This is a genomic window from Pseudocitrobacter vendiensis (assembly GCF_943590815.1).
In the GTDB taxonomy this organism is placed as follows: domain Bacteria; phylum Pseudomonadota; class Gammaproteobacteria; order Enterobacterales; family Enterobacteriaceae; genus Pseudocitrobacter; species Pseudocitrobacter vendiensis.
In genome coordinates this window covers 173,949-190,699 of sequence record NZ_CALSBS010000001.1, presented here as the reverse complement: position 1 = coordinate 190,699, position 16,751 = coordinate 173,949, and the positions used below count along the sequence as shown (strand labels likewise).

Here is a 16,751-nt window from a genome sequence, read left to right as displayed (position 1 = left end):
TTAATAAGTACGAATCTTCGGCGGGAACGCCGGACGCAGTTTTGGTTCCATATTGACGCTACGACGCGTCATGGACTCAGACTCTGGCAGATACAGGGAGTGGCACAGCCAGTTTGCGTCATCACGATCCGGATAGTCGAAGCGGCTATGCGCGCCACGGCTCTCGGTGCGGAAGTTCGCGGAAACAGCAGTCGCGTAAGCGGTTTCCATCAGGTTATCCAGCTCCAGGCACTCAACGCGCTGGGTGTTAAATTCGCTGGAAGTGTCGTCCAGACGGGCATTTTTCAGACGCTCACGAATGGCTTTCAGTTGCTCAAGACCTTTCGCCATCGCATCACCTTCACGGAATACCGAGAAGTTGTGCTGCATACATTCCTGAAGCGCTTTACGAATTTCGACCGGATCTTCACCGTCACGGTTACCGTTCCAGCGATTCAGACGTTCCAGAGAAGCGTCAATCTCTTCTTCGGTGGCATCGCGCAGTGCGCCCTGCTCAGCGATAGATTCCTGCAGATGCAAGCCCGCCGCACGGCCAAATACCACCAGATCCAGCAGCGAGTTGCCGCCCAGACGGTTGGCGCCGTGAACCGATACGCAGGCGATTTCGCCTACCGCAAACAGCCCCGGAATCACCACATCTTCGCCCTGCTCGTTTACGGTCAGCGCCTGGCCGGTTACTTTGGTCGGGATGCCGCCCATCATGTAGTGGCAGGTAGGAATGACCGGAATCGGCTCTTTTACCGGGTCGACGTGGGCGAAGGTGCGAGAAAGCTCCAGGATGCCCGGCAGACGGGATTCAAGAACTTCTTTACCCAGGTGGTCGAGTTTCAGTTTCGCGTGTGGGCCCCAGGGACCGTCACAGCCACGACCTTCACGGATTTCGATCATGATGGAACGCGCCACCACGTCACGACCCGCCAGGTCTTTCGCATTCGGCGCATAACGCTCCATGAAGCGCTCGCCGTGTTTATTCAGCAAGTAACCACCTTCACCACGGCAGCCTTCTGTCACCAGCACGCCCGCACCGGCGATACCGGTTGGGTGGAACTGCCACATTTCCATATCCTGCACCGGCACACCGGCACGCAGGGCCATACCGACGCCGTCACCGGTGTTGATATGCGCGTTAGTGGTGGACTGATAAATACGGCCTGCGCCACCGGTCGCCAACACGGTGGCGTTAGCTTTGAAGTAAACGACTTCACCGGTTTCGATACACAGGGCGGTACAACCGACCACTGCGCCATCGGCGTTTTTCACCAGATCCAACGCGTACCACTCAGAGAAAATAGTGGTGTGGTTTTTCAGGTTCTGCTGATAAAGGGTGTGCAGCAATGCGTGACCGGTACGGTCAGCCGCCGCCGCAGTACGTGCCGCCTGCTCGCCGCCGAAGTTTTTCGACTGGCCGCCAAACGGACGTTGATAGATACGACCATCATCCAGACGGGAGAACGGCAGGCCCATGTGTTCCAGCTCCAGAATCGCTTCCGGGCCGGTTTTACACATATATTCGATAGCGTCCTGGTCACCAATGTAGTCCGACCCTTTTACGGTGTCGTACATGTGCCATTCCCAGTTATCTTCATGGGTGTTACCCAGCGCGACGGTAATACCGCCCTGCGCGGAAACGGTGTGCGAACGGGTTGGGAAAACTTTAGAGAGCAGCGCACAGGTCTGGCCGCTCTGGGAAATTTGCAGTGCCGCACGCATACCCGCGCCACCGGCACCAATCACAACAGCATCAAATTCTCTTACTGGCAGTTTCATTACACACCCCACACCACAACAAATCCATAAATGACGTAAACCACCAGCGCAACAACGATTGCCAGTTGCAGCACCATGCGCAGTGCCAGCGGTTTAACGTAGTCGGTCAGCACCTGCCACATGCCAATCCAGGCATGAATCAGGATAGAAAACAGGGCCAACAAGGTGAACACTTTGGTGAACGCAGAGGAGAAGAAACCACTCCAGACTTCCCAGGTGAGGTCGCCGCTCGTCGCGAAAAAACCAACCATGTAGATAATGTACAGAGTCAGGACGATGGCGGTGGCACGTACCAGGATGAAGTCATGTACGCCGTTGCGTCCTAATGCTGAGGCGTTGCTTACCATACGAGGACTCCTGCAAGAATTGAAAGCACGACAGTAATAACAAAAGAAATTTTGGCGGAGCGCTTACCTGCTTCGAGGGTTTCTTCCAGATAGCCAAAATCCATCAGCAGATGGCGGATCCCTACGATGGCGTGATACGCCAGCGCGGTGAGAATGCCCCACATAATAAATTTAACGAAGAAGCTGCCCATGATGGAGGACGCATAAAGGAAGCCTTCCGGAGAGGAGAGACTGGTGCCCAGCAACCAAAGCAGAATACCGACAGCCACAAACGTTATGACTCCGGAGACGCGATGGAGAATGGACGCTATCGCCGTGATTGGGAACCGGATCGTTTGCAGATCCAGGTTGACAGGTCTTTGTTTTTTCACATTTCTTATCATGAATAACGCCCACATGCTGTTCTTATTGTTTCCTTTCCTCCGGTCTGCTTGCGGGTCAGACAGCGTCCTTATCTATAACTTCGCGTCATATAAAACTCTGCTTCCAGATGCTAAAACGACACGTTACAACGCTGGGTGGCTCGGGATTGCAGGGTGTTCCGGAGACCTGGCGGCAGTATAGGCTGTTCACAAAATCATTACAATTAACCTACATATAGTTTGTCGGGTTTTATGCTGAACAGTGATCAACATCACGATTACAACAATATTTTAAAAATTAATCACGTGATTTGACAAATATTAAACATTATTGTTACAACCATCACCTGAAAAAGCATATAATGCGCAAAAGTTATGGGGTCACTCTTTCACCTGATAATAAGTTATGTAACAGTGTCCTGCTATTGACCAAAGTTATCAGGAAAGATATTAGTGATAGACAGGTTTTGACTATTCGGGCTGCTAATGTCCTGATTTGCTGATGTTTCACTGTAGATTAAACGCGTACCGTCAAGCGCCATTTGCTCTGTACCCTGGTATCACCTCTGCAGCAGAGCCTTGAGCCAAATAACAAACTGGTCACGTTAAACTATCATTTGAATGCAAACCAGGTAGCCGGCAGCCTTAAGCAATAAGGCGCTAAGGAGACCGTAAATGGCTGATACAAAGGCAAAAATCACCCTCGGTGGTGACACTCCTATTGAACTGGATGTGCTAAAAGGCACGCTCGGTGAGGATGTTATTGATATCCGTAGTTTGGGTTCGAAAGGCATTTTTACTTTTGACCCTGGTTTCACCTCTACCGCATCCTGCGAATCCAAAATCACATTTATTGATGGTGATGAAGGCATCCTGCTGCACCGCGGTTTCCCGATTGACCAGTTAGCCACTGAATCTAACTACCTCGAAGTGTGCTACATCCTGCTGCACGGTGAAAAACCAACGCAGGCAGAGTATGACGAATTCAAAACCACCGTTACCCGCCACACCATGATTCACGAGCAGATCACTCGTCTGTTCCACGCGTTCCGCCGCGATTCTCACCCAATGGCGGTAATGTGCGGGATCACCGGTGCCTTAGCGGCGTTCTACCACGACTCGCTGGATGTGAATAACCCGCGTCATCGCGATATCGCTGCATTCCGCCTGCTGTCTAAAATGCCGACCATGGCGGCGATGTGTTACAAATATTCTATCGGCCAGCCGTTTGTTTACCCGCGCAATGACCTCTCCTACGCGGGCAACTTCCTGAACATGATGTTCTCCACGCCGTGCGAACCGTACGAAGTGAACCCGATTCTGGAACGCGCAATGGACCGTATTCTGATCCTGCACGCTGACCACGAACAGAACGCCTCGACCTCTACCGTGCGTACCGCAGGCTCCTCCGGCGCGAACCCGTTTGCCTGCATCGCGGCCGGTATTGCATCCCTGTGGGGGCCGGCACACGGCGGCGCCAACGAAGCTGCCCTGAAGATGCTGGAAGAGATCAGCTCTGTTGAACACATTCCGGAATTCGTGCGTCGTGCGAAAGACAAGAATGATTCTTTCCGCCTGATGGGCTTCGGTCACCGTGTTTATAAAAACTATGACCCGCGCGCGACGGTGATGCGTGAGACCTGCCATGAAGTGCTGAAAGAGCTGGGCACCAAAGATGACCTGCTGGAAGTGGCGATGGAGCTGGAACACATCGCGCTGAACGACCCGTACTTCATCGAGAAGAAGCTCTACCCGAACGTAGACTTCTACTCCGGCATCATTCTGAAAGCGATGGGCATTCCGTCTTCCATGTTTACCGTTATCTTCGCGATGGCGCGTACCGTGGGCTGGATTGCGCACTGGAATGAAATGCACAGCGAAGGCATGAAAATCGCCCGTCCTCGTCAGCTGTACACCGGCTACGAAAAACGCGATTTTAAATCAGACCTGAAGCATTAATCTGCCAGGCTGCCGGGAAACCGGCAGCTTCCCTCTCTTTAAATCATTTTCTTTTTCAATATTTCTTTGTGTATTTATTTATCATTTCTATTTATTTCTTCTAAATACCCCCCCTAACTGACGCCCTCCGCACGAATTGCTTATCTCAGACTTGCGCACTCTTTTTGCTCAGCATCTAATTACATACTTTAAAATAAAGATGCTAATGGAATGAGCAATATTATTTATCTGAGAATTACAGGTGAGCAGCAGGGTAATATTTCCGCTGATTGCGGGAGTGAGGCGTCAATCGGTAACCGCTGGCAACAGAATCATACGGACGAAATATTCGCATTTTCACTTCGACACGACGTAGCCAATATCGGTAGAGGATGTCACTTTCAAGCGCTGGAATTCACAAAAACTATCGATAAAAGCAGCCCATTACTCAGCAATGCTATCAATAACAATGAACGATTATTTATCGAAATTGATTTTTATCGCATAAACCGCACCGGTCACTGGGAACGCTATTATTATATTCAGCTAAGGAATGCTTCCGTAACAAAAATTGATATAGACATTAATATCAAGCGTCTTCCTTACGAACACATTTCTGTTATTTATGACTACATTCTCTGCAAGCATCTCATTACTAACACTGAATATAGCTATTTAAATATTCCGGCTGAATATAACAACCTATTTTTTCCCCAACCTAAAACGGCTTCTCCTAAAGTCCCTCTCAAGAATAATGAGGTTAAAACCCCATCTCCTACCCCGGAAAAAGTCACACCGGTATACGCGAAATCCTGTCTGAAAGAAACGGGATGCACGGATGCGGGGGATACTGAAGAGCCCGCAGAACATTTCGGCGAAATGGCGATTTTCGCCAGAACTGACGTCGATGATTGTTGCGGATATGATCATAAGCCGGCCAGTAAACACTCTGCAGTCCCCGCGGAAGCTTCTTCCATAGTACTGGCGCTGCCAGTGGCAATGAACTGGGTATGGGGCTCAAAGTCGTTGGGAGGCCTTCTGGGTGCCGCCGAAAGCGTGCCATGGATAGGCGCGCTGGCATCAGCACTCTACATTCCAGCGGCGGGAGAAGGAAGCGCGCGTGTCCCCGGGCACGATGAGTACTGGTACGACGATATCCTCCGACAAAAGGCCGCCATAGGCGGCACAGCCACCACTCGCGTGCGTTTTTTCTGGCGAAACGATATTCACGGTAATCCTCAGGTCTACGGGGTACATACGGGTGAAGGGACGCCCTATGAAAATGTGCGCGTTGCCAATATGGTGTGGAACACAACAACGGGTCGCTACGAATTTACCCCCGCAAACGGCGTCGATGGCCCGCTGATCACCTGGACGCCCGAACATCCCGAAAATGGCAATGCACCAGGACACACCGGAAATAATGCTCCCACGCTTGATCAGCCGACCATACTGGTTACGCCTATCCCTGACGGGAAAGACGACTACACAACACCACCTTATCCGGTTCCGGATATCACTGACTTTAATGATTACATTCTGGTCTTTCCCGCTGGTTCGGGAATTAAACCCATTTATGTTTATCTTAAAACAGCCAGAGATGAACCCGGTGTTGCCACAGGAAATGGGCAAGTCATCCCCGATAATGTACGCTGGCTTGAGGCGGCAAGCTCCGGAATCGGCGCACCGATACCTGCACAGGTGGCGGATAAGTTAAGAGGAAGGGAGTTCAGGGATTTTGATCACTTCAGGGAAGAATTTTGGCTTGCTGTGTCAGCATTTCCAGAATTAATGTTACAGTTTAATAAAGCAAACCGGGCAAATATTTCCAATGGGCGAGCCCCTTCCTGTCAGACTTCGGAACAGGTAGGTGATCGAAAAAGATTCGAGATCCACCATGTCATTTACATAAAGAATAAAGGTGAGGTTTATGACATAGATAACATGCGCGTAAACACGCCTGAAAATCACATTAATATTCACAGTAAATAAAGGGTTTCAAGATGTTGATTAAACCAGCTATTGAAGATTACACAGAAGAAGAGTTTCTTGAATTTCTTAATGAATTTTTCATCAACACTAAGCATCTTAAAGGCGATGAGTTTGAAAAACACATTGATTGTTTATTGGAGCATTTTGATAAAATAGTAACTCACCCCGAAGGTAACGGTCTCATTTATTACCCTCCAGATGATAGAGAAGACAGTCCTGAAGGCATTTTGCAAGAAATCAAACGCTGGCGTAAATCCCAGGGACTTCCGTTATTCAAAGACAGCGAATAAATATTCCCAACGTGTAGGGCCGGATGACGATGAAAACCATCATCCAGCTCGACGTATAACATCATAAAAATGTTCAAAAACAATTTGAAAGAGTATAAATGGAACTAAAACAATACATTGAAGATTATACAGAATCTGAATTCATTGACTTCCTTAATGAATTTTTCAAAAACCCCAAGAATCTCAAAGGCAAAGAACGAGAGTCATACATTGATTCATTAGTAGAATATTTTGACCAAATCGTAACACATCCGGAAGGAAATGGACTGTTGTTTTACCCACCCAAAGATAGAGAAGATAGCCCTGAAGGTATCGTTAAAGAAATCAAACGCTGGCGGAAATCCCAGGGGCTCCCGCTGTTCAAAGACAGCGAATAAATATGCCCACTATACAGGGCCGGATGATGTAAACCCTCATCCGGCCAAAACCACCCTACTTCTGGCAATTCGGGCACCAGTAAAACGGCCTCGACGACATACTCGTCTTTTCAATCACGCCCCCACAGCGCTCGCAAGCTTCACCCTCGCGATGAAAAACCTTAAAGCGGAACAATGCGCCGTGATGTTTATTCTCATCCACCCGCCCGCGCGTGTTGTATGACAGCCGCGGGATCGCCAGCAACGCCTGTGCCAGCGCATCAAGCTGTGCATCAGAAAGCTGCGAGGCTTTACGCTGCGGGGCAAGCTGCGTCTGCCAGAGAATCTCAACGCGCAGGTAATTGCCTAACCCGGCGAGAAACGCCTGGTCAAGTAACAATCCGGAAAACTGACGATTGCGAAAACGCGGCGACAACAAACGCGCTTTAACATCGGCTTCCGTCAGCTTAAGGTCGAGCACGTCCGGGCCCACGCGTTGTAAAAACGGGTGCGTGGTCAGTTGCTCGGGCGTCAACATTTCGATGTCTGAAGCGCTGTAGAGCAGAATCGCTTTGTCCGCCGTTTGCAGCTTCACGCGCAATACACGCGTGGTTTGCGGCACGGAATTCGCCTTTACCACCCGCCACACGCCGTAAAGCTGATTATGGCTGTAGAGCGTCAAACCGTTAGAAAAATGGGTGAGAAGCGCTTTACCGCGCGTTTCGATATGGGTAATGCACTGCCCCACCAGTTGGGATTCATAAGGTTTCAGTTGTTCGAAGGCAAACCCCACCTCAGTGAGCGGTTTGCCTTTAACAGCTGCCTCCAGGCTATCCGCCGCACGGCGGATCTCCGGGCCTTCAGGCATAGTGTCGTCCTTTGTTAATGCGTTGCGCCGCCAGTAATCGGAATGTCGTTTTCCACCTGCAAGGCAGTGGCAATCGCCAGTTCCAGTCCCTGACGCACGGTTTCCGCCGCCATGCTCGGTGCACCAGGATGCGCCGCCGCCTGCTGCGGCAAATACGGAATATGGATAAAACCGCCCTTCGCTTCCGGTATACCGCTCAGTTTATGCAGCAGACCATACATCACGTGATTACACACAAAAGTGCCCGCCGTTTGCGACACTGACGCGGGAACACCCGCATCACGCAGCGCGCTGACGATGGCTTTGATCGGCAGCGAACTAAACCACGCCGCCGGGCCATTGGCCACAATCGGCGTATCGACCGGCTGATTGCCCCGGTTGTCAGGAATGCGGGCGTCATCAACGTTAATCGCCACGCGCTCAACGCTGATATCCGTGCGCCCCCCGGCCTGCCCGACGCTCAGAACAAGCGTGGGCGAGAGCGAATCGATGGCCGCGTTCAGTTCAATCAGCGCCTCCCCAAAGACGCACGGCAGCTGACGTGCCACCACGCGGCCCCCACCGATGATAGCATTATCAAGACGCGAAACGACTTCCCATGAAGGGTTAACCGCTTCGCCATCAAACGGTTCAAACCCGGTGATTAACACTGTGCGCATTTTCACTCCTTACAGGAACATCAGGAAATAGAGCAGGAAAACGTTAACCAGCAGCAACAGCACGCCCGTCGGCACCTGCGCTTTGATCACCGCGTTTTTATCCGGCAGTTCCAGCAATGCTGCCGGAACGATGTTGAAGTTCGCCGCCATCGGCGTCATCAGCGTACCGCAGTAGCCTGAGAACATGCCAATCGCCGCCATCACCGCCGGGTTGCCGCCGTGCTGCAACACCAGAATCGGGATCCCTATCCCCGCCGTGACAATCGGGAAGGCCGCAAAGGCGTTGCCCATCACCATCGTTAACAAGGCCATGCCGATGGTATACACCGCCACGGCAATGAATCGGCTGTCGACCGCAAGATAGGTTTTGGTCAGCCACGATATCCCTTCTCCCACACCTGCGGCGGTAAACAGCAGGCCGAGGGTCGCCAGGATCTGCGGCAGAATAAACGCCCAGCCGATGGAGTCCAGCAGGCGACGCGCCTCCTGAATCGGTTGATGCACGCGCTCGTGGGTCATTTTAATTGCCATTGCCAGACCAATCAGCGTGCCGACGGTCATCGAGAAAAGCGTGACCAGCGTGGAGTGATTGCCTTCGCCAAACAGCGAAGTCTGTAAGCCCGGCACGTTGTTAAACAGCAGCACGCCGATAACGGTCACCACCGGGATCGCCAGCGCCGGATAGAAAAGACGGTTTCCCAGACGGCTGGCGCTCTCTTCACGCTGTTTCTGCGTGCGCTGAGAATAGCTCCCCAAACGTACACCGCCGAATCCGGCAATCAGCGCCATCAGTACCACCGCCACGCCAACGGCGATATGCACCGTGCGTTTGTCGCCAACCAGTTCATAAGCCCAGTCGCCGAGTAAAAACAGCAGGCCGTAGACGCCCCAGAAAAGGCCCGTCGTCAGGCGACGCGGGTTAGCTTTGTCGCCCCAGGACATCAGCGCCACAATCAGCAGCACAATCCCCGCCAGCCAGTAGAGGTAACTTTGTTGAAAATGCATTATGCGTCTCCCCTGGCTGCCGCAGCATGGGCTTTCGCCACTTCGCGTTGCAGGTAATTATCCAGCCGCCACATCCGGGCGCCGTGGATCAGGAACGCACACAATGCGGTAGGGATACCCCACAGGGCGATGTGCAGCGGTTCGGTCTGAATACCGCCCGACTCCAGCATAAAGTTATGCATGAAGATCACCGCGCCGAAGGCTACGAAGATATCTTCACCAAAGAACAGCCCGACGTTATCGGTCGCCGCCGACATCGCGCGCAGGCGATAACGCACCGCCCCCGGCAATTCACCGTGCGTCTTCTCCGCCGCGCCTTCCGCCATCGGCGCCAGCAACGGACGCACCATTTGCGGATGACCACCGAGGCTGGTCAGCCCCAGTGCCGCCGTGGCTTCCCGCACAAAGAGATAGACCACCAGCAAGCGCCCGGCGGTCGCACTGTGAATTTTGGCAATCCATGCCTGGGCGCGCTCTTTCAGCCCGTGACGTTCAAGAAGGCCGATAACCGCCAGCGGCACCAGAAGGATAAACGGCAGGTTACGCGTGTTGAGAAAGCCCTCGCCGAGCTTTTCGAGGATAGTCAGCAGCGGCATATGCGCCGCCAGACCGGTGACGATACCAGCGGCAATCACCACCAGTACCGGGTTAAAACGCAATAAAAATCCAGCCACAATGACGGCGATACCCATCAGCGGCCAGAGAGATACTATCTCTCCCATACTCTCCACCCTGTTTTCGTTATGTTATGTTGTTGTAAAACATCTAGTTATATGCGCTTATGCGCTAATTTTTATACTGCGCTCGTCAAACGCGCGACGCAAACGGCGCGCGAAAAGGAGTGCGTGTTCCCCGTCGCCATGCAGACATACCGTTTGTGCAATTACCGGCGTCCAGACACCGTTAATACTTTTCACCTGCCCTGATTCCACCATCTCCAGCGTTTGCGCCAGCGCCTGCTCTTCATCGCTGATGAGTGCGCCCGGCTGGCTGCGTGGCACCAGGCTACCATCGTCCTGATAACCTCGGTCGGCAAACACTTCCTGCCGCGTAACCAGCCCGTAATGTTCGCCTGCGCGAATCAACTCGCTACCCGCCAGGCCCACTAAAATCAGCGATGACGAGCAATCATGCACCGCACGGGCGATGGCATCCGCCAGTTGTGGATCTTTGGCCGCCTGGTTATAGAGCATGCCGTGCGGTTTTACATGGCGCAGAATGCCGCCCTGCGCACGAGTGATGGTATCCAGCGCGCCAATTTGATACAGCGTCTGGGCGTAGACCGTTTCCGGCGGCAGCTGCATTGCTGTGCGGCCAAAGTTTTCGCGGTCAGGGAAGCTGGGATGCGCGCCAATCGCCACGCCGTTTTTCAGCGCCTCACGCACGCTTTCAACCATGGTTTGCGCATCGCCCGCGTGGAAGCCGCAGGCGATATTGGCGGAAGAGACCAGTTGTAACAGGGCGGCATCGCTGCCGCAGCCTTCACCTAAATCAGCATTTAAATCAATGTGCATCGTTGAGTCGCCATGCCAGTTGTTCCAGATAACGCTGCTGATCGTGGCGCGCCTTTAGCGCCTCCTCCAGCGTACAGGGAACGAAGTGAATCGGTTGCCCGAGGGGAATTTGCGCCAGTTGATACATATCGGCTTCGATAATACAGGCTATGCGCGGATAGCCGCCGGTGGTTTGCGCGTCGTTCATCAGCACAATCGGCTGGCCGTTATGCGGCACCTGCACCACACCCGGCAGCAGGCCGTGCGAATACATTTCGCGATCGGTCTGGCGCATCAGTGGTTGCCCTTGCAGGCGATAACCCATGCGGTTACTTTGTGGGCTCAACTGCCACGGTGAACGCCAGAACGCGTCCTGTGACGCTTTATCGAACTCATGATATTCCGGCCCCGGCAGCGCACGGATGCGGTTGCTGTGCTGTAACTGTTTCACCCCCTGCGGCCCGTCGAACGGGCGCAACGCTTCACCCAGCGGCAGCGTATCGCCATCCTGCAATCGCCGCCCTTCCAGACCGCCAACGCCCACTTTCAGATCCGTACTGCGCGACCCCAGCACCAGCGGGACATCAATTCCGCCCGCTACCGCAAGATAGCTACGAATGCCGTGAACGGGGCGCTTAAGAACCAACTGCTGCCCGGCTTTTGCCCACTGTCGCCAGCCGCTCCAGACCGGTTTATCATCCAGTTGTGCATCGCAGCCTGCGCCGGTTAAGGCAAACCAGCCGTCGCGGGTAAATTCAACGCTGACCTGGCCGAGGGTGATTTCCAGCGCCGCGGCGTTGGCGTCATTGCCCACCAGCAGGTTAGCAGTGATCAACGCGGGTTTATCCAGCGCACCGCAGCGGCTGATCCCCGACTGCCTCAGTCCTTCTCGCCCGCAGTCCTGTACCGAGGTATAAAGCCCGGCGCGAATGAGTTTTAGCATACGCCCTCCTTTTGCGGCACAAAGCGCAAGGTATCCCCGGGACGTAACAGCACCGGATCGTCTTTATGTGGATCAAACAACGGCTGTGAGGTGAGACCAATTAGCTGCCAGCCACCCGGCGTCGCGAGCGGGTAGATCCCGGTTTGCGCGCCGCCGATCCCCACCGATCCCGCCGGAACCAACAAACGCGGTTCGGCGCGACGCGGCATGGCGAGTTGTTCCGGCAGGCCGCCAAGGTACGGGAAGCCCGGCTGGAAACCGAGGAACCACACCACGTAATCCACCGATGAGTGCAGTTCAACGACCTGCTTTGGCGTCAGACCGCTATGTTGCGCGACCTCATTGAGATCGGGCCCCTGCTCACCGCCGTAAATCACCGGAATTTCGATATAGCGGGATTCCGGCTCCAGCGCGTCACTCTCCTCCCACCATCGCTGTAAACGCTCAATGGCATCAAGGGCCAGATCCTGCGGGTTACGCAAAATCACCGTAATGTTATTCATACCCGGAATGGCTTCCACCACTTCCGGTTGCTCAGCCAGACGCTGAGTTAATCGCCAGATTCTTTTCTGGCTCGTCAGGGTGACCGGCGGCTCGAGTTCGAGCACCACCGCTGTTTCCCCCAATAGATAACAACGCGCTCGCTGCACTCTTTACCCTCTTTAATCAGGCCGGGTTAGGGATGTCGACAAAGGTCACATCCAGATCGGTTGTTTCATTCAGCCATTCGCTTAATGCGCGAATGCCGCCACGTTCAGTGGCGTGATGCCCTGCCGCATAAAAATGCAGCCCCTGTTCACGGGCGGAGTGGATGGTTTGTTCGGACACTTCGCCGGTGATAAACGCATCCACCCCAAAACGGGCGGCGCTATCGATAAAGCCTTGTCCACCGCCGGTGCACCACGCTACGCGGCTGACTTTATCCGGTCCGGTATCGCCGCTCCACAGCGGTTTGCGTCCCAGACGCGCTTCAATCCATGAAGCAAGCTCAAGCCCGGAAACCGGCATGGAGAGCTCGCCCCAGGGCACCAGCGGCTCGATTTCGCCCATCACATTGATGCCCAGCAACTGCGCCAGCTGCACGTTGTTGCCCAACTCCGGGTGCGCGTCCAGCGGTAAATGCCAGCCAAAAAGGTTAATGTCATTGCTGAGCAACGCTTTCAGGCGGTTGCGCTTCATGCCACGAATCACCGGTGATTCACCTTTCCAGAAGTAACCGTGATGAACGATAACAGCATCCGCCTGCTGGCGAACTGCTTCGTCAATCAACGCCTGGCTGGCGGTCACCCCGGTAACAATTTTTTGAATCTCTTCACGACCCTCGACCTGTAAGCCATTTGGCGCATAGTCGCTGAAGGCGGCGCTGCCGAGTTTTTCGTTAATCAGTTGTTCCAGCTCGGTATTTTTCATCATCGCTCCGTTGTGCGCGAATGTCGTATCACAGACTAAAATAGCGTCCTCTTCGCCTGACGTCGATAACCCATTCTTTGTAGTCGAAATCGTGCGTCAAACGAGCCCTATCAACATTTAATCACACAAATTACTTTTCTTTACCTGAACGATATCCTGTATATTTATGCAAACAGACAGCATATTACATAAATATTTTGAGCTGCTTCGCAAAAATACATCACGAAAACAAATCTATCCGGCGCTGAGATGCTGGACAGAACCGAGGTTAAAGCACTATGAACACGTCACAGCCGCGAGCGATCTACTACGTTGTCGCCCTGCAAATTTGGGAATACTTCAGCTTTTACGGCATGCGCGCGCTGCTGATTCTGTATCTCACCAACCAGCTTAAGTACGACGATAACCACGCCTATGCACTGTTCAGCGCCTACTGTTCACTGGTTTACGTGACCCCTATCCTCGGCGGCTTCCTCGCAGACAAGTTATTGGGAAATCGTATGGCCGTCATGATCGGCGCGTTCCTGATGGTGGTCGGTCACCTGGTGCTGGGTGCCAGCGAAATAGCGCCGGTGTTCCTCTACCTGTCGCTGGCAATTATTGTCTGCGGTTATGGGTTGTTTAAATCTAACGTCAGTTGCCTGCTCGGCGAGCTATATCATCCGGAAGATCCGCGTCGTGACGGGGGATTCTCACTGCTGTACGCCGCCGGAAACATCGGTTCAATTGTCGCCCCCATCGCTTGCGGCTACGTGCAGCAGGAGTATAGCTGGGCAATGGGCTTTGCGCTGGCGGCCATTGGTATGCTGGCCGGGCTGGTAATTTTCCTGTGCGGTAATCGCCACTTCACCCATACGGCGGGTGTCAATAAAGCGGCGCTGCATGCACGCCAGTTTGGTCTGCCAAACTGGGGCTGGCTGCTGGTACTGCTGGTTGCCACGCCACTGCTGATCACCGTTTTGTTCTGGAAAGAGTGGTCGGTGTATGCGCTGATTGTCGCCACGGTGATTGGACTTGGCGTGCTGGCAAAAATCTACATCAAAGCGGAAAACAGCAAACAGCGTAAAGAGCTGGGGCTGATTGTGGTGCTGACCTTCTTCAGCATGCTGTTCTGGGCCTTCGCGCAGCAGGGCGGCAGCTCCATTAGCCTGTACATCGACCGCTTCGTAAACCGTGATATCTTCGGATATGAAGTCCCTACCGCCATGTTCCAGTCGGTGAACGGCTTTGCGGTAATGCTGTGCGGCGTGGTGCTGGCGTGGCTGATTAAAGAAGGGGTGAGCGGCAACCGTACCGTGCGTATCTGGGGCAAATTTGCCCTGGGTTTAGGGTTGATGAGCGCAGGTTTTTGCATTCTTACCCTCAGCGCACGCTGGTCAGCGGCCTACGGTCACTCCTCTTTGCCGCTGATGGTGCTGGGGATGGCGGTAATGGGCTTTGCCGAACTGTTCATCGACCCGGTCGCCATGTCGCAAATTACGCGTATTGAAATTCCCGGCGTGACCGGCGTCCTGACCGGCATCTACATGCTGCTGTCAGGGGCGATTGCCAACTATCTGGCGGGCGTGATTGCCGACCAGACCTCACAAAGCGCCTTCGATGCGGCGGGGGCGGTGAACTACGCTATAGACGCCTATATTGACGTCTTTAGCGAGATAACCTGGGGCGCGCTGGCCTGCGTGGGTGCAGTGCTGGTCATTTGGCTCTATCAGGCGCTGAAATTCCGCGCCCGTCGGATTGCCGTTGAAGCCTGACAGCTGCCGGATGCGGCGTAAACGCCTTATCCGGCCTACAAAATGACGCAAATTCAATATATTGCAGAAACCTTGTAGGCCTGATAAGCGTAGCGCATCAGGCAATGTTGCGTTTGAGATCACTCTCAAATGCCCAATGGGCTCACGCTTTCCGCGCCGCCTCATAGGCAGCAAGGGTTTCACTCCGCGCCTGTTTGTGATCGACAATCGGGCGCGGATACGCAAGCGTAACGCCCTGTTTATCCGCCCACTTCCAGGGTTCATGAATCGCCTTTTGCGGAACCTCCGCTAACTCACTCACCCACTGGCGAATAAACTCGCCCGCCTTGTCAAATCGCTCACCCTGCGTCGTCGGGTTAAAAATGCGGAAGTACGGCGCAGCGTCAGTCCCTGTCGATGCCGCCCACTGCCAGCCGCCGTTGTTCGCCGCCAGGTCGCCATCAATCAACTGCGACATGAAGTAACGTTCACCTTCGCGCCAGTCGATAAGCAGATCTTTCACCAGAAAACTGGCGGTGATCATCCGCAGGCGGTTATGCATCCAGCCCGTGGCGTTAAGCTGCCGCATCGCCGCATCGACAATCGGGTAGCCCGTTTGCCCTTCCTGCCAGGCTTTCAGATGCTCAGGCGAGACGCGCCATTTCACCCGTTCCGTCCAGCCGATAAACGGGCGATGTTTACACAACGCCGGGTTATAGGTCATCAGATGACGGTAAAATTCACGCCAGATTAGCTCATTAAGCCAGACGCTTCCCGGCCCGTCATGCAGTGTTTTTGGCTGTTCGGTCAGCAGGCGATGCAGACACTGGCGCGGAGATATGGCCCCGATAGCAAGCGCCGCAGACAAACGACTGGTGCCCTCAATCGCCGGGAAATCACGTGCAGACGCGTACTCGCCCGCGCCCTGCTGGCAGAACTGCCGTAGCTGGCGAATCGCGCTTTTTTCATCGGCGGCAAAAAGCGATGCATCAAAATCCTGCTGCGGATAGCTGAACGTAATCGGCGCAAGGGTTACGTTGTGCGCCGCGTTTTTCCGCTTCGCGGGGGCCGCGACGCACTCAGGCATGCCGTCATTCAGGCGCGTCAGCCACGCTTTTTTAAACGGTGTGAACACTTTGTACATCTCATGATTGCCGGTCATCACCGCGCCCGGCGGCAGGATCACGCTGTCATCAAATCCCTGACAACGCACCCCGTCCAGCGTTTTTTCTACCGCGGCATCGCGCTGACGTTCGTTCACTTCATATTGATAATTGTAGAAAAGAGAGCTCACCTCTTGCTCATCGCAAAAGGCTTTTAACGCCTCTACGCTTGCAGCGAAGTCATCGACTTCCACAAACGCCAGCGGAATACCCTTCTCTTCCAGCGACCCGCGCAGCGCAGTGAGGTGGGCATGAATATATGCCGCCTGTCTGGGGGACATCGCATGTTGCTGCCACTGCTTTGGCGTGGCGATATACAGCGCTATCACCGTCGCATCGGCAGAGCGACAGGCAGCAGATAGCGCAAGATTGTCATTCAGGCGTAAATCGTGGCGAAACCACATCAGATGGGTGGGCATAGCGCT

18 protein-coding genes are annotated in these 16,751 nt (G+C 53.9%); 6 read left to right on the top strand and 12 right to left on the bottom strand.

Going from position 1 to position 16,751, the window contains the following annotated elements; translation table 11 throughout:
- The 3 genes from sdhA to sdhC are packed head-to-tail and all read right to left on the bottom strand — an operon-like array spanning position 1 to position 2,512.
- The gene (gene sdhA / locus NMC31_RS00890) at positions 1 to 1,767 is read right to left on the bottom strand and encodes a succinate dehydrogenase flavoprotein subunit (protein ID WP_149464429.1); all 1,767 of its coding nucleotides are present in this window, start codon (positions 1,765 to 1,767) and stop codon (positions 1 to 3) included.
- A complete protein-coding gene (gene sdhD, locus NMC31_RS00885) occupies positions 1,767 to 2,114 on the bottom strand; it encodes a succinate dehydrogenase membrane anchor subunit (protein WP_015965318.1) in 348 nt (115 codons plus the stop codon). Before sdhD ends, sdhA begins: the two co-directional genes overlap by 1 nt.
- Positions 2,108 to 2,512: a succinate dehydrogenase cytochrome b556 subunit gene (gene sdhC / locus NMC31_RS00880; RefSeq protein WP_015965319.1), complete on the bottom strand. Its 405-nt coding sequence runs from the start codon at positions 2,510 to 2,512 to the stop codon at positions 2,108 to 2,110. The genes sdhD and sdhC overlap by 7 nt, the downstream gene beginning before the upstream one ends.
- 326 nt (positions 2,513 to 2,838) lie before the next feature.
- Between sdhC and NMC31_RS26245 the strand changes: the two genes are divergently transcribed.
- The 5 genes from NMC31_RS26245 to NMC31_RS00860 all read left to right on the top strand — a co-directional run bounded on the left by NMC31_RS26245 (position 2,839) and on the right by NMC31_RS00860 (position 7,073).
- A complete protein-coding gene (locus NMC31_RS26245; protein WP_436649128.1) occupies positions 2,839 to 2,979 on the top strand; it encodes a hypothetical protein in 141 nt (46 codons plus the stop codon).
- A 172-nt stretch (positions 2,980 to 3,151) separates the two neighbouring features.
- A complete protein-coding gene (locus NMC31_RS00875; RefSeq protein WP_149464427.1) occupies positions 3,152 to 4,435 on the top strand; it encodes a citrate synthase in 1,284 nt (427 codons plus the stop codon).
- A 210-nt stretch (positions 4,436 to 4,645) separates the two neighbouring features.
- Complete coding sequence (gene tssD, locus NMC31_RS00870; RefSeq protein ID WP_253896652.1) at positions 4,646 to 6,406, top strand: type VI secretion system tube protein TssD; 1,761 nt, start codon at positions 4,646 to 4,648, stop codon at positions 6,404 to 6,406.
- 11 nt (positions 6,407 to 6,417) lie between these two features.
- Positions 6,418 to 6,696 carry a bacteriocin immunity protein gene (locus NMC31_RS00865; RefSeq protein WP_253896651.1) on the top strand — a complete coding sequence of 93 codons (279 nt, stop codon included), beginning with the start codon at positions 6,418 to 6,420 and terminating at the stop codon, positions 6,694 to 6,696.
- Positions 6,697 to 6,794: 98 nt separating this feature from the next.
- Complete coding sequence (locus tag NMC31_RS00860) at positions 6,795 to 7,073, top strand: bacteriocin immunity protein (RefSeq protein WP_253896650.1); 279 nt, start codon at positions 6,795 to 6,797, stop codon at positions 7,071 to 7,073.
- 55 nt (positions 7,074 to 7,128) lie between these two features.
- Here NMC31_RS00860 and nei read toward each other — a convergent pair whose 3' ends face one another.
- Genes nei through NMC31_RS00820 form a run of 8 tightly spaced genes read right to left on the bottom strand, consistent with a single transcriptional unit; the run spans position 7,129 to position 13,430 of the window.
- The gene (gene nei, locus NMC31_RS00855; RefSeq protein ID WP_149464425.1) at positions 7,129 to 7,920 is read right to left on the bottom strand and encodes an endonuclease VIII; all 792 of its coding nucleotides are present in this window, start codon (positions 7,918 to 7,920) and stop codon (positions 7,129 to 7,131) included.
- 14 nt (positions 7,921 to 7,934) lie between these two features.
- Positions 7,935 to 8,579 carry a pyroglutamyl-peptidase I gene (gene pcp, locus NMC31_RS00850; RefSeq protein WP_253896649.1) on the bottom strand — a complete coding sequence of 215 codons (645 nt, stop codon included), beginning with the start codon at positions 8,577 to 8,579 and terminating at the stop codon, positions 7,935 to 7,937.
- Between the two features lie 9 nt (positions 8,580 to 8,588).
- Positions 8,589 to 9,584, bottom strand: coding sequence for a DUF979 domain-containing protein (locus tag NMC31_RS00845; protein ID WP_015965326.1), 996 nt, complete (start codon positions 9,582 to 9,584; stop codon positions 8,589 to 8,591).
- On the bottom strand, positions 9,584 to 10,306 hold the full coding sequence (locus tag NMC31_RS00840; RefSeq protein ID WP_149464423.1) for a DUF969 domain-containing protein: 723 nt from the start codon (positions 10,304 to 10,306) through the stop codon (positions 9,584 to 9,586). The genes NMC31_RS00845 and NMC31_RS00840 overlap by 1 nt, the downstream gene beginning before the upstream one ends.
- A gap of 57 nt (positions 10,307 to 10,363) precedes the next feature.
- Positions 10,364 to 11,098: a 5-oxoprolinase subunit PxpA gene (pxpA, locus tag NMC31_RS00835; protein WP_253896648.1), complete on the bottom strand. Its 735-nt coding sequence runs from the start codon at positions 11,096 to 11,098 to the stop codon at positions 10,364 to 10,366.
- Positions 11,088 to 12,020: a 5-oxoprolinase subunit PxpC gene (gene pxpC, locus NMC31_RS00830; RefSeq protein ID WP_253896647.1), complete on the bottom strand. Its 933-nt coding sequence runs from the start codon at positions 12,018 to 12,020 to the stop codon at positions 11,088 to 11,090. Before pxpC ends, pxpA begins: the two co-directional genes overlap by 11 nt.
- Positions 12,014 to 12,670: a 5-oxoprolinase subunit PxpB gene (pxpB, locus tag NMC31_RS00825; protein WP_253896646.1), complete on the bottom strand. Its 657-nt coding sequence runs from the start codon at positions 12,668 to 12,670 to the stop codon at positions 12,014 to 12,016. The genes pxpC and pxpB overlap by 7 nt, the downstream gene beginning before the upstream one ends.
- A 16-nt stretch (positions 12,671 to 12,686) precedes the next feature.
- Positions 12,687 to 13,430, bottom strand: coding sequence for a type 2 GTP cyclohydrolase I (locus NMC31_RS00820; protein WP_149464557.1), 744 nt, complete (start codon positions 13,428 to 13,430; stop codon positions 12,687 to 12,689).
- A 278-nt stretch (positions 13,431 to 13,708) separates the two neighbouring features.
- On the opposite strand from NMC31_RS00820, the gene dtpD reads away from it, so the two are divergent.
- On the top strand, positions 13,709 to 15,184 hold the full coding sequence (dtpD, locus tag NMC31_RS00815) for a dipeptide permease DtpD (protein WP_253896645.1): 1,476 nt from the start codon (positions 13,709 to 13,711) through the stop codon (positions 15,182 to 15,184).
- Between the two features lie 142 nt (positions 15,185 to 15,326).
- On the opposite strand, the gene phrB is transcribed toward dtpD, so the two are convergent.
- Positions 15,327 to 16,745, bottom strand: coding sequence for a deoxyribodipyrimidine photo-lyase (gene phrB / locus NMC31_RS00810; protein ID WP_253896644.1), 1,419 nt, complete (start codon positions 16,743 to 16,745; stop codon positions 15,327 to 15,329).
- Between the last annotated feature and the right edge of the window lie 6 nt (positions 16,746 to 16,751).

Bases quoted from the DNA above. Each gene is read 5' to 3' on its own strand.
- nei (WP_149464425.1), bottom strand. From the start codon at position 7,920: ATGCCTGAAGGCCCGGAGATCCGCCGTGCGGCGGATAGCCTGGAGGCA.
- NMC31_RS00840 (WP_149464423.1), bottom strand. From the start codon at position 10,306: ATGGGAGAGATAGTATCTCTCTGGCCGCTGATGGGTATCGCCGTCATT.
- NMC31_RS26245 (WP_436649128.1), top strand. From the start codon at position 2,839: ATGCGCAAAAGTTATGGGGTCACTCTTTCACCTGATAATAAGTTATGT.
- NMC31_RS00820 (WP_149464557.1), bottom strand. From the start codon at position 13,430: ATGAAAAATACCGAGCTGGAACAACTGATTAACGAAAAACTCGGCAGC.
- NMC31_RS00860 (WP_253896650.1), top strand. From the start codon at position 6,795: ATGGAACTAAAACAATACATTGAAGATTATACAGAATCTGAATTCATT.
- NMC31_RS00865 (WP_253896651.1), top strand. From the start codon at position 6,418: ATGTTGATTAAACCAGCTATTGAAGATTACACAGAAGAAGAGTTTCTT.
- pxpA (WP_253896648.1), bottom strand. From the start codon at position 11,098: ATGCACATTGATTTAAATGCTGATTTAGGTGAAGGCTGCGGCAGCGAT.
- pxpC (WP_253896647.1), bottom strand. From the start codon at position 12,020: ATGCTAAAACTCATTCGCGCCGGGCTTTATACCTCGGTACAGGACTGC.
- sdhD (WP_015965318.1), bottom strand. From the start codon at position 2,114: ATGGTAAGCAACGCCTCAGCATTAGGACGCAACGGCGTACATGACTTC.
- sdhA (WP_149464429.1), bottom strand. From the start codon at position 1,767: ATGAAACTGCCAGTAAGAGAATTTGATGCTGTTGTGATTGGTGCCGGT.
- dtpD (WP_253896645.1), top strand. From the start codon at position 13,709: ATGAACACGTCACAGCCGCGAGCGATCTACTACGTTGTCGCCCTGCAA.
- NMC31_RS00875 (WP_149464427.1), top strand. From the start codon at position 3,152: ATGGCTGATACAAAGGCAAAAATCACCCTCGGTGGTGACACTCCTATT.
- NMC31_RS00845 (WP_015965326.1), bottom strand. From the start codon at position 9,584: ATGCATTTTCAACAAAGTTACCTCTACTGGCTGGCGGGGATTGTGCTG.
- pcp (WP_253896649.1), bottom strand. From the start codon at position 8,579: ATGCGCACAGTGTTAATCACCGGGTTTGAACCGTTTGATGGCGAAGCG.
- sdhC (WP_015965319.1), bottom strand. From the start codon at position 2,512: ATGTGGGCGTTATTCATGATAAGAAATGTGAAAAAACAAAGACCTGTC.
- tssD (WP_253896652.1), top strand. From the start codon at position 4,646: ATGAGCAATATTATTTATCTGAGAATTACAGGTGAGCAGCAGGGTAAT.
- phrB (WP_253896644.1), bottom strand. From the start codon at position 16,745: ATGCCCACCCATCTGATGTGGTTTCGCCACGATTTACGCCTGAATGAC.